At 57.5% G+C, this 12,080-nt stretch carries 7 protein-coding genes and 1 pseudogene; 5 read left to right on the forward strand and 3 right to left on the reverse strand.

The genetic code is table 11. The annotated features are described in order from the left end of the window. The first annotated feature begins 369 nt into the window (after window positions 1–369). From EYB53_RS06835 to EYB53_RS06855, 5 genes are all read left to right on the forward strand, one after another. Window positions 370–1,596 carry an extracellular solute-binding protein gene (locus EYB53_RS06835; protein ID WP_135477465.1) on the forward strand — a complete coding sequence of 409 codons (1,227 nt, stop codon included), beginning with the start codon at window positions 370–372 and terminating at the stop codon, window positions 1,594–1,596. Window positions 1,597–1,774: 178 nt separating this feature from the next. Further along, on the forward strand, window positions 1,775–2,842 hold the full coding sequence (locus tag EYB53_RS06840; RefSeq protein ID WP_135477466.1) for a carbohydrate ABC transporter permease: 1,068 nt from the start codon (window positions 1,775–1,777) through the stop codon (window positions 2,840–2,842). Beyond that, entirely contained in the window at window positions 2,835–3,953 is a 1,119-nt protein-coding gene (locus EYB53_RS06845; protein ID WP_135477467.1) for a sugar ABC transporter permease, read from the forward strand. Before EYB53_RS06840 ends, EYB53_RS06845 begins: the two co-directional genes overlap by 8 nt. Window positions 3,954–4,081: 128 nt before the next feature. Then, a complete protein-coding gene (locus EYB53_RS06850; protein ID WP_371879077.1) occupies window positions 4,082–5,986 on the forward strand; it encodes an alpha-amylase family glycosyl hydrolase in 1,905 nt (634 codons plus the stop codon). 176 nt (window positions 5,987–6,162) lie between these two features. After that, complete coding sequence (locus EYB53_RS06855) at window positions 6,163–7,509, forward strand: GH1 family beta-glucosidase (protein ID WP_135477468.1); 1,347 nt, start codon at window positions 6,163–6,165, stop codon at window positions 7,507–7,509. Window positions 7,510–7,573: 64 nt separating this feature from the next. On the opposite strand, the gene EYB53_RS06860 is transcribed toward EYB53_RS06855, so the two are convergent. From EYB53_RS06860 to EYB53_RS06870, 3 genes and pseudogenes are all read right to left on the reverse strand, one after another. After that, on the reverse strand, window positions 7,574–9,790 hold the full coding sequence (locus tag EYB53_RS06860) for a glutamate mutase L (RefSeq protein ID WP_135477469.1): 2,217 nt from the start codon (window positions 9,788–9,790) through the stop codon (window positions 7,574–7,576). Between the two features lie 91 nt (window positions 9,791–9,881). Further along, window positions 9,882–10,544 carry a hypothetical protein gene (locus tag EYB53_RS06865; RefSeq protein ID WP_135477470.1) on the reverse strand — a complete coding sequence of 221 codons (663 nt, stop codon included), beginning with the start codon at window positions 10,542–10,544 and terminating at the stop codon, window positions 9,882–9,884. Then, window positions 10,541–12,080, reverse strand: a pseudogene (locus EYB53_RS06870) (hypothetical protein); the annotation flags it as partial. The gene EYB53_RS06865 and the pseudogene EYB53_RS06870, both read right to left, overlap by 4 nt.

A 12,080-nucleotide genomic window follows, 5' to 3' on the forward strand; every position in this document is an offset into this window, starting at 1 on the left:
AGCTTCGCTGGCCGTTTGCGCCAGCACACGCATGATTCTTGAGGTCCGCAGGCCCGAGCCTCTGCAACGTCGCCGCTGCCATGGGGTCGGCGCGCCCCCGCCCCCAAGCATCGTTGCAGGGTATGTTGGGCGGCGAAGCCGCCCAACATACCCTATAACGTTGGGTTTGGGGCGTAGCCCCAAACCCATTGATTCCGCATCATGGATGCGATATAATACCACCCATGATATGCAACAAAATCATGCTTGACGAACAGCCTACGACGTAGTATACTCACAATGCGAAAAGTTGCATATTAAATAGTTGCAAATGCAACTAAACTTTCGTTGGCCGACGCTGGCCAGTTATCTTGCTAAGGAGCAAAAAACATGAAGCGGTTCGTCTCTTTTGTTGCGCTAACAACCCTGTTGGCGCTTCTTCTGGTTGCCTGTGGCGGCCAGACTGCTACCCCTCCACCGGCCCCGACCGAACCATCGGCCCCGACAACGCCTGAAGATCCCTCTGGCGTTACCGGCACAGTCACCCTCTGGCATGCCTATGGTACGGGCAGTGCCGAAGAGGAAGCAATCAATACCTTGGTTGCGAATGCACGGGCAGCGTATCCCGATGCAACAATTAACATGTTGCAGATCCCCTTCGATCAGATTTTCAACAAATTCCAGAATGAAGTGACTTCGGGTGCTGGCCCTGATATGTTCATCGCCCCTAATGACTCACTCGGTGACCAGATCCGTGCTGGCTTGCTTGCCGATCTGACCGAGTATGTGCCAATGCTCGAAGCCGAGAATGTTTCGCCAACGGCAATTCAGGGTATGAGCCTCAATGGTCAGCTTTACGCAATTCCTGAGTCCTTCAAGGCCGTGGCACTCTACTACAATACTTCTAAAGTTGCGACGCCCCCGACGACCACCGACGAGTTGCTCGCACTGGTGCGCAATGGCAATACGCTGGTGCTCAACCAGAGTGCGTACCACAACTTTGGGTGGATGCAGGCATTTGGCGCTGAGTTGATGGATGCCGATGGCCGTTGTGTCGCCGATACCACCGGTGGTGATACCTGGCTGGCCTTCCTCCAGGAACTCAAGGCTGAGCCGAATGTGACCTTCTCGACCGATGGCGGTCAGGCCGACTCGCTCTTCAAAGAGGGCCGCGCCGATATGACCATCAATGGCCCGTGGGCCCTCGGTGACTATCGTACCGCCCTCGGTGATGACCTGGCGGTTGCGGCGATGCCTGGTGCCACGAATCCGGCTGGCCCGATGACTGGCGTTGACGGCTTCTATGTCAATATCAACAGCGCCAATATTTCCGGTGCTGTTGCCCTCGCGATGTTCCTGACCAGCGCCGAGTCGATGGATGTCTATGTCAATCAGGCCGGTCACGTGCCTGCCCGTACCGATATTGCCATCGAGAGCCCGCTCGTGCAGGGCTTCGCCGATGCTGCCCAGACCGGTGTGCCCCGCCCGCAGGTTCCTGAACTCTCCAACTTCTGGGGGCCGTTTGGTGATGCGATTACCAAGGTGCTTGATGGCGGTGCCGCACCTGATGCTTCGATTACCGAAGCATGTGCTACGATGAATGCGGCCAATCCGTAGGCTTGTTCCTCACGTTTGCGACCAGGCAGAGCCTGGTCGCAAACGGCTTGTGCTGTATGTCTTACGCAAACGTATCGCATTGAAATTGATCAATTCTGGTTAGAGGGCAGGCGCCCTCTCTTGTTTTCCCTCAACGACTGTCACCTTCCTGTTGTGTTATCGAAATGGAGGAAGCCGCATGGCTGCGACGAACCCGGAGGTAGCCAGAGCTGGTACCGGGGCACCACGCTCTCCGTTGAGTGAGACTTGGCGTCAACTGCGGGGGCCGCTGATTTATCTGCTGCCCGCTGCTCTCGTAATGCTCACGGTGACGTTCTATCCCCTCGTCTTTCAAGTCTGGATGTCTTTTACCGATTATGGTGTGATCCGCGAAGAAGGCAAGCAGACCCTGAACCGTTTTGGCCCTGGTGGGCTCCCCCCGGCCAATTATCGCCCCCCTGAGGGTGTCGGGTTGCAGAATTATACCGATATTCTGACCAACGAACCCTCATTCGTGGCCAAGCTTGGCGGTAACTTTGATTTCTGGCGTATCCTTGGGTTTAACCTGTGGTGGACATTCTCGAATGTTGGCTTTCATGTGTCGCTCGGCATTTTGATTGCTGTGTTGTTGAATGTCGAGGGCTTATGGGGGCGTAAAATCTACCGTGCCATCTTTATTCTCCCCATGGTCTTGCCCAATATCGTCATTGCGACGGTCTGGCGCAATATGTTTGATGATCAGTATGGTGCTATCAACCAGTTGATCAGCATGATTGCAGGCAGTCCGATCCAAATTCGCTGGTTCAATCAAATCGAACCCCCTATTCCCGGTATTCCGCTGCCGCTCAGTTACTATGCGATGCTGATCGCCAATATCTGGCTCGGCTGGCCCTTCATGTCGATTGTCGCCACGGGTGCGCTGCAGTCGATCCCCAAAGAGATGTACGAGGCCGCTTCGATTGATGGCGCAACTGGTCGCCAGCAGTTCTGGAGCATTACGCTGCCACTGTTGCGACCCGCGATGGTGCCTGCGGCGATGGTTGGCATTGTGATGACCTTCAATCTCTTCCACATCATCTATTTTATGAGTGGCGGTGGCCCGCTCGGGCGTACCGAGATTATGGTCACGCAGGCGTTCCGCCTGGTCAATGTCAATCAGCTCTACGGTGTTGCGGCGGCCTTCTCGGTGTTGATTGCCGCAGTCTTGATCCCGATCTTCTTAATTACAAACCGCATTACGCGGGCCACGGAGACCTACGATGGCTAGTGTTGCAACAACCCCTGCCCGCACCGGCAGTGCTGTGCGGCAAGGTAGTTCGAAGAGTGGGCGTCAATTGAAGTGGTGGCAGCAGGCGCTCTACCAGGCGCTCTGCCTTTTCATTGGGGCGACGGTGCTCTTTCCGGTGCTCTGGATTGTGAGTATGTCGCTCGATCCGCGCAATATCGCCCGTCCGACCGAGTTGAATTTGATTCCGCCTGGGGCTTCGCTTGATGCGTATCGTCAGGTGCTTGATCGCCCAACCGGTAATCCTGTTACGTTCGCTGAACTGGCAATGAATAGTCTTCGCCTCGCTGGTGGCGTGGCGCTCTTTGCGCTGCTCATTGGTGTCAGCGCTGCCTATGCCTTCTCGCGCTTCAAGTTTCCTGGTCGCCAGTATGCGATGATCGCGGTGCTTGGCATTACGGTCTTGCCTGCGGTCGCCACTATTGCGCCGCTCTTTGCGTTGCTCAATGGGATCAGGATTACCGCGACGTTGCTTTCGATTGCCCTTGGCATTGCTGGTCTGCTTGCCGCCGGGTTCGGCCTGCTGATCATTGTGCCTGCCTGGCGATCGGGCACAGCGGTTGGCAGTACCTATCTGCTTGGGGGCGTCGCGCTGGTTATGGGGCTTATTTTGCTCGTGACCGCCGTAAGCCCGCCGGCCAATGACATCTTTATCCTGCGCAATTCGCTGCTTGGTGTGGGTATTGCGATGATCTCGGGGGCCTTGCCCTTTGCGATCTGGAATCTGAAAGGCTACCTCGATACCATCCCCAAGGAGTTAGAAGAGGCCGCCATTATTGATGGGGCAAGCGCAAATCAGATCTTCTTCCAGATCGTGCTGCCCCTTTCAACCCCCGCACTCGCTGTGACCGGCTTCCTCAGTTTCACCACAGGTTGGACCGAGTTTTTCCTGTCGTGGCAGTTTTTGACCAATCCCCAGGATTTCACGCTCGCGATGGCGCTCTATAATATGACTGGTCAGTACGCTGGCTCAGTGCCCTGGTCGCGTTTCGCCGCTTTCTCGATCCTGGTCTCGTTGCCCGTGGCGATTGTCTATTTGCTGTTGCAGCGCTATATTGTTGGTGGTCTGACCCTTGGTGGGGTAAAGGGATGATTTTTGCACACGCACTGCGGGCGTACCGCCCGCAGTGCGTGTGCAATGGTGGGGGTAATCTGGGCGGGGGCGGTTGGGTGCCTGTGGTGGGGTCTTGGTTTGTCGTTTTGAAAAGCAATGGGGCTTGAGTGGACGCTGTCTCGGCTGACGTAATCTTTGGGATGATGACCTCCGATGCGCGCTGGTTGAATTACGTGCGTGCTGAACGCTCAGGGGTGAGCCATCGTCATCGTCTTGATCCGCCTGACCCTGAACCTGAATGCCCGGTCGCGATCCGCGTCTCGGTTGGCCCGGCGGTGTTTGCCGACCGGGTTAGTTGTTACTATACGACCGGTGATGTGGAACCCCAGGGCTGCCGAGGGGTGCCTACTCCTGGTTCGTCGGTGGTGGAGGCCGTGCCACTTGGCAGTGTCTGGGATAGTCTCTTTTGGGGGTACGTCGAAGAATGGTCGGCCCTGTTGCCCCCCCAGGCTGCTGGAACGCTCGTGCGCTATCGGATTGAGGCCTGGTCACAGCGCCATGGAACCAGTTACTGGGCCAGTGAGATTGTTGGGACGGCACCTCCCAGTGGCGATGATGCCGACGACGGTCAGCCCGGTTATCCCTATGTGCGCTCGCTTGGCTATGATTTTGCCCTGACCTTTTTGCGTCGTCCGCGTACCTTTGCCTATGCCGTCGATCATCATCGCACGCCGCTCTGGTTGCGTGATGCCCTGATCTATCATATCTTTGTTGATCGCTTTCACCCTGGTTCTGGGCGTTCTTTTGCCCATGCCGATTCGCTGATGGGGTTCTATGGGGGTACCCTGGCTGGCATTATCGAGCAACTCGACTATATTGCGGGCCTCGGTGTGAATGTGCTCTGGCTGTCGCCCATTTTTCCTTCGCCTTCGCACCACGGCTATGATGCCACGCGCTATGATGACATCGAGCCACGCCTCGGTGATCTGACGACGTTTCGGTCGCTTGTTGATGCTGCCCATCAACGTGGCATGCGGGTCTTACTCGATTATACGGTCAATCATATCTCCAGGCAGCATCCGGTGTTTCAAGACGTCCTCCGTGATCCAGCCAGTCCGTACCGCGCCTGGTTTCGCTTTACCCACTACCCGGATCGTTATGCCTCATTCTTTGGGGTCAATGAATTGCCTCAGGTTGATTGTGACCATCCTGCTGCCCGCCAGAGCATGCTCGAAGCAGCATGTTTCTGGCTTGAACAGGGGGTCGATGGCTTTCGCCTTGATTATGCGCCCGGCCCTTCGCACGCGTTCTGGGCTGCGTTTCGGCTTGCAACCAGGGCGGTACGTGCTGATGGGGTGGGCATTGGTGAGGCAATCGAATCTGCTGATACGCTGCAGACCTACCTGGGTCGTTTTGATGGATGCCTCGATTTTCTGTTGCTGCAGGCCTTGCGGCGCTTTTTTATCTTTGGCGAGTTGTCGGTGAGTCAGTTTGCCGCTTTTTTGCACCGCCATTTTCGTGCTTTCCCTGCTGATTTTGTCTTGCCCAGTTTTCTTGATAACCACGATATGAACCGGTTTCTCTGGTCGGTTCGTGGCGATGTGCGCCGCCTAAAACTGGCTGCGCTGTGCCAGTATACCCTGCCCCCTCCCCCTGTGCTCTACTATGGAACCGAGGTTGGTCTGAGTCAGCATCGCGATGTGCGTTACTATGATGGCACCGGCCATCCCGAAGAGTCACGTTTGCCGATGCTCTGGGGTGACACGCAGAACCAGGATCTGTTACACTTCTATCAACGTCTTGGGGTGTTGCGACGGGCGACTGTCGCAGTCTGGCGTGGCAGGCGGCATAGTGTGGTGGTCGATGATCGGTATGGGCACTACGTCTATTGCTGTCAGGCGCTTGATGATGAGCAGTGGCTGGTTGGGTTGAATAATAGTGCTGATCGCGCTCTGCTTGCTTTGCCACCAGGGTCGTGGGAGCTTCGCCTCGCCACCGAGACCGCCGATTGGCAGGGTGAGCTTTTGGTGTTACCTCCCTACGGAGGGGCCATCTTGCAGCAGCGGCGCTAAGCTCGCTTAACGCCGCGGTTGCAAGAGCGATGGGTAGGGGCAAGAATCTCGTGTATGCTGGCGCAAACGGCCAGCGAAGTTGGCTGTTTGCGCCAGCATACGCATGGGTTTTTAGGGCGCCAGCCCTAACGTTAAGGCGCCCTGGGGTGTTCGCCCCAGGGCAATGAGGCAAAACCATGACACTTCATTTTCCACAAGGGTTTATCTGGGGTACCGCTACGTCTGCCTACCAGATCGAAGGGGCAGTCAAGGCCGATGGTCGTGGTGAGAGTATCTGGGATCGGTTCAGCCATACACCGGGTAAAACCCGTGATGGACATACCGGCGACGTGGCGTGTGAGCACTATCATCGTTATGAAACTGACGTGGCCTTGATGGCCGAACTCGGCCTGACCGCCTATCGTTTTAGTCTTGCCTGGCCGCGCATTCTGCCCGAGGGCCGTGGTAGGATCAATCAGTCTGGCCTCGATTTCTATCGCCGTCTGGTCGATACGTTGTTGCGCCACGGAATTACGCCCTACGCGACGCTTTATCATTGGGATCTGCCGGTTACGCTTGATGATGCTGGAGGCTGGCCCGCCCGCGCAACCGCCGAAGCGTTTGCCGAGTATGCCGGGGTTGTCGCTGCAGCGCTCGGTGATCAGATCAAACACTGGATTACGATTAACGAACCCTGGTGCGTGAGCATGCTCAGCTATCAGCTTGGCGAACACGCCCCCGGGCACAAGGATTGGCCGGCTGCACTCGCCGCCAGTCACCATACCCTGCTCGCCCATGGCCTCGGTGTTCAGGCGATCCGGGCAGCATCCTCAGACGCGCAGGTTGGCATTGCGCTCAATTTCACTGCCTCGGTGCCGGCCTCAACGAGCCCCGCTGACCGGGCAGCGGCACGGGCTTTTGATGGCTACTTCAATCGCTGGTTTGTTGATCCCGTCTGCGGTTTTGGCTATCCCTCAGATATGGTTGCCCTCTATACCGCCGCCGGTCTTTTCCCTGATGGCATGGCTTTTGTCCAGCCCGGTGATCTTGAACTGATCGCAACCCCCACCGATTTTCTTGCGGTCAATTATTACACCCGTGAAGTGGTTGCCGCCGGCCCCAACCCACTCCAGCCTGATATCGTGCGCCTTGATGTGCCACGTACCGAGATGGGCTGGGAGATCTATCCCGAGGGTTTGTATCGGTTGCTGATCCGCTTGCATACCCACTATGCCGTGCCTCGCCTGCTGATTAGTGAAAATGGTGTGAGTTATCTCGATCCCGTCACTCCTGATGGTGCTATCCACGATGAGCGACGGATCGATTATCTACGCCTCCACCTTGAAGCGTGCCATCGGGCTATTCAAGCTGGTGCCCCCGTTGAGGGCTATTTCCAGTGGTCCCTCCTCGATAATTTTGAGTGGGGTCATGGCTACCATCAGCGTTTTGGGGTTGTCCATGTTGACTACGATACGCAGGAGCGGATCCGCAAGGATAGCTTTGGTTGGTATCGTGATGTGATTGCTTGCAATGGACTTGAATAGATAAAACGCTGAGCACAACGCCAGTGTAACTGGTGTTGTGCTCAGCACAGGGTTTAAGGTGCGCTTATTCTTTTCGCCCAAAGGGCCGCCATTTTTTCGGGGCTTCAACCTTGTTGCGCAGGGCGTCAATTTCTTGGTCGCGCTGCTTTTCGCTGGCTGAGGGTGGCAATGGCGTCGACTCTTCTTTCAGGGCATCAAGTGAAATCCGTTGCCCTTTCTCTGTCGTCCCTGTCTCTGCCTGGCCCACAATGACAACCTCGGGCGGTTGGGCGGATGGGCGTTCCTCAGCTTCGCCTTGCCCTGACTCTTCCGTGTTCACGGGGGGGGCTTCTGTGTTCACGGGGGTGGCTTCCGTATTCACGGGGGGCTCCTCGGCGCTTGCGCTTGCTTCGTCTGTTGGAAGGGTCGTTGTTGGTTCCGCTTCTGCGGGCACTCGTTCAGGCTTGCTCGGCCCGATGTGGGTTGCGATGTCTCCCGGGTCGCGTTCAACATTCAGTGCTATCAACCACGCGCTGATCTGTTCGCGTCGCGCAAGCGGATCATCGGCGAGGCGCAATGGACGCCCGCGCGCGTCAATGACGACACCCAGCGCACTCCCTGCAATTTCGCCCCCGTCCGAGGCGCTGGTTTCACCTGGTTTAAGGAGCCCGATCCGCACCCCAGCCGCAGGGCGGATCGTCAATTCGCCATAGCGCCCCTGCGGCAGTGGGAGACGTGCGAGCGTGCCGTGTTTGACCTCGATGCGTTCTGTTGCGCCCCCAACAATCTTCAGTTCCACCTCGGCAGCTACGGTGTCGCTCGGCCCTTCACCAAGCAGGGTGACAACCCGCGCCAGCGGGACATTGGACAGCAGATCATGATCAAGCAACGTCAACGCCGCCTCAGGGTTCAATTCGGCGATCGCTCCTGCGGTAACCAGCAAGCCCAGTGTATCCAGATGAACATCGATGATCGGCTGATCCGAGGTGCCCATTGGTTCTAGCGCATCCAGGATGGTCAAGAGGGCGAGGCCTGGTTGGGGGGCATGGGCAAGAATCCCGCCCCCGGCAATGATCCAGTCTACGGCATCAAGACTGGTCTGCTCGCGTAGTCTGGCAAGTGCCGTACGCAGGGCCTCGCAGGCAATGGCATGGGCCAGGTAGACATCGTCGCGACTCGCGGGCAAGAGATATGGGCGCAAGGTTCGGTTGAGCAGTTGTTCACTGAGGTCGCTTGGCGCAATGGCAAAGGGGAGCCACCGGGCAAGTGTTGCGACGCCCTGCGTTGCCATCAACTCAGGCAAGCCATAGACAGTTCCGATGGTTCCGAGCACCGTCGGAATAAAGTGTCCGGGTGAGGCATAAAAAGCCGCTGTTGCGGCAGCCCCAGTGTCCAGCGTGAGCACGCTGCGCCCGGTGCGTTCGGCGAGAAAGCGTGTTATCACGCCCTGCACCGCGCAGACCGTCCGCACAGGCACATCGCAAAGACTCTCCAGACTCGTCAGCCCTGCGAGCGAAGGCAAGATCTTGCGTTCGTAGAGCCTGGCGAGTTCTTGCTGCGTCGGGGCCAGATCAGCCCGATCAAGAGTGGGGCAGAGGTTTGCGACATGCACGACCTCGGCGCGTTCGTGCAAAATCTCGCTCACGGCTTCGCGGGCCGCGCTGTTGCCAGCATAGATGACTGGCCGTGCGGTCACTTCGGGTTGATACTGCCCATTCACATCAACGCCACTCTTTATTGCGATCAGGCGCACAATATGAGCCAGGCGCGTCACCGCTTCTACCGCCCCACCCTCTAGACCACCGGCAAGCACAATGACTTCAGGTTCGATTTGAAGCAATTGATCGATCTGATCATCGATCCACGAACGTTGGCTTGGGCCCAATCCAGCTTGCCCACTGCTCGCGTCCAGGGTAAGTACCTGAAGCACGTTGGTATAGGTCGCGTGACTTGCATTCAACGCATGGTGCGCCGAGACATCGCTGGCAATCGCGGTAATCACCATGCGCATCGCACCAGCGGCACTTGTCACCACAAGCAGATGAGACACGCCGTCGTAGGTGCTCGTCTGTGGCTTCAGCAACTGGCCGTCTGTTAACAGTTGACGCCCGGTCATCTTGCCGATCTGTCTGGTTGCTTCGAGCAAGCCATAGAAGACATTGCCAAACGGTGGCTCGGCCGTTGTGCTCGTCTCGGCATGGCCGATCATGCGATAATCGCCTTCGACCTCATCAATCAGCGTCACACGCGTGATCAGGCTGCCGATCTCAGCAATAAGCATTGCGCCCGTTATCTCTGCCATACTCTCTCGCTTGTCGCCCCCGCGCAGATCTCTTCGCGCTCGGGATCACACAGGAAACCGCAACTCGTCTCTTCCGTTCCCGCTGACCGTTCTAGCCAAGGGGAGCACGGAGCCAGGTGACAATAAATTCTAGCCGTTCATTCAGGGCCGTGAGGTACGTGAGCAACCCGCCTGCCAGAAAGAAACCAAACGCCACGATCAAGAACCAGCGCCCCACTCGTGCGCTTCCTCTGATCAATTGGCCCGATCGTGTCGTGGGGGCAAGGGTGAAGTAAAAGTAGCTCAGGGTCACCACAACGCCGAGGACAAGCAAGACAGACCCGATCACTTGCACTGGATCGCTCCCGGTTGGTCTAATGCTGTCGAGTACCTGTGGAACCAGCGTCCCGACGATGGTTCCACCAACCGCGAGCGCTGTTCCCACGCCGAAGAGAATCGCGAGCGGAATATTCGCCAGCCACGAGAGTTTCTGCCGCCCAAAGAGGCGAGGTAGTAAGAGCAAGGCAAGGAACCAGGGTACGAGGCGGAGCATCAGGCCTGATGGGTTGTTCAGATCAGTGAGGATCGCGAGCGTGTTGGGGCGCAGAATCTGATGGTAGACCACCACAAACGCATAGCCCAGCGAAAGCCCTACAAACAGATATTGCACCATCCGAAAGGCTGGGTTGTCTCCAAGCAGGCGACTAAAGACGAGCAACGTCAGGCTAACCGCAATCAACCCGCTGATCAACGTCACTACGGCGTCACCACTCATGAGTCGTCTCCCTTCGGTCGCCCAGGGCGTGTTCGCAATGAGATGAGGGACCCACCGACCAGCAAAACCAGGAACACAACGACCGCAAAAGAGAGTTGCCCCGTTGCTGCTGCGATCGTCGCGCTATCGCTATCAGCATCGGTCGACAGCAAGGCCAGCGCCCCCTGTTGCCCTGCCAGATGATAAACATTGGGGAGGCGGAGATAGGGTTGCGCCAACGGTTGGGCCTCGTTGGGAAGCAAGAAGGTGATCGGAACCTCGGGGGCCGCGCGGTGTACCTGCTCCATCCACGATTGTACATCCTGCGCTTCATCGGCCAGCACCAGGATCATCGCAAGATCATCCAGGGTGCTGATGCGCGGGGTTCCGTCAGGATTATTTGCCACCAGACTCTGCGAGGCATCGTTGCCGTCAAAATCTGACTTCAATTGCCCTCGCAGATCTTGCGCCAGTTGTCGTAAGGCCAGATCACCTCCAGGGCGATAGCCAAGCAACACATAATCACGGCCCCCGAGCGGAATGCCATTCTCGTTATTATAGCCAGCCTCGCGCAAGGGCTCGATCAGATCAAACGAGAGCAGCGTTCCCTGTAGATCAGTGCTGACCAGAATGAGTTTCGTGCGGTTTGCCACCAGTCGCTGCATCACGGCCGCTTCGAGCGGTCGCAGTTCGGCGCTTCGTTGGGCTGCCCATTCATAGGCCACCAGCACCACATCCTCGTCGCCAAGGCTGTCAAGCAGGATGCCAAGTTCGACCACCTCTGGACTGATTGGCACCTCACTCTGCAGCGGTGCTGTTACACCGGGGATGATCAGGGCCACAAGCAAGGCAATCACCAGGATGCTATACAAGATCCTTTCAACGCCAATGCGTTGCCATCGCGTCGGGGGCAATGGTTCCGCAGGTGCCACAGGCTCAGGGTAGGGTGATGCAACAATGCTTGCAAGGAGCGCCATATCGGTGTGTTGCTGCTCGCTGCGCTTGCGCACCGTGGGGGGCCTGCGTGTCCCTTGCTCTAAGATCGGTTCAACAATGTTGACCGAGTCACTATCACTATCAACAATCCCGAGTCGCTTCAGCCAGTCGAGTTGTGTTGCAGGTACCGGGTCACTCGTTGGCACCGGACGCTCTGCCTCTGACGGGTTGAGCCAGCGGGGCAATTCGGCTCCCTCCAGGAAGGTGTCGTCAGCGTCACTTGCGCTCTCTGCTGTGCTGAGGTTCGCGAGTGGTTCTGCGATCTGTGGGCTTTCGGGTTCATTGCCAAGCCCACGTAACCATGGGGCCAGATTCGCATCTTTATCTGAGCTGAGACCAGTCTCGTCCTCTTCATCCTGAAGCCACGGCGGCACGTCACTCGATGGCACCGCACGTCCACCAGCCGATGTCGTTGCGCTTGTCTCGTCGCGCAACCACGCCGGTGCATCATCAACTGAGGCTTTTCCAGGAGCTTCGTCTTTTGTCTGGAGCCACGCGGGGGCCGCGCTATCAGCGGGTTCGGCGTCCACGTCTTCCAGCCAGGCGGGCATGCCGCCGGGC

Origin of the sequence: Candidatus Chloroploca mongolica (genome assembly GCF_004762035.2) — a bacterium.
Taxonomy (GTDB): Bacteria; Chloroflexota; Chloroflexia; order Chloroflexales; family Chloroflexaceae; genus Chloroploca; species Chloroploca mongolica.

Coding starts and splice junctions, on each gene's coding strand:
- EYB53_RS06860 (WP_135477469.1), bottom strand. CDS start 9,790: ATGGCAGAGATAACGGGCGCAATGCTTATTGCTGAGATCGGCAGCCTG.
- EYB53_RS06840 (WP_135477466.1), top strand. CDS start 1,775: ATGGCTGCGACGAACCCGGAGGTAGCCAGAGCTGGTACCGGGGCACCA.
- EYB53_RS06845 (WP_135477467.1), top strand. CDS start 2,835: ATGGCTAGTGTTGCAACAACCCCTGCCCGCACCGGCAGTGCTGTGCGG.
- EYB53_RS06865 (WP_135477470.1), bottom strand. CDS start 10,544: ATGAGTGGTGACGCCGTAGTGACGTTGATCAGCGGGTTGATTGCGGTT.
- EYB53_RS06855 (WP_135477468.1), top strand. CDS start 6,163: ATGACACTTCATTTTCCACAAGGGTTTATCTGGGGTACCGCTACGTCT.
- EYB53_RS06835 (WP_135477465.1), top strand. CDS start 370: ATGAAGCGGTTCGTCTCTTTTGTTGCGCTAACAACCCTGTTGGCGCTT.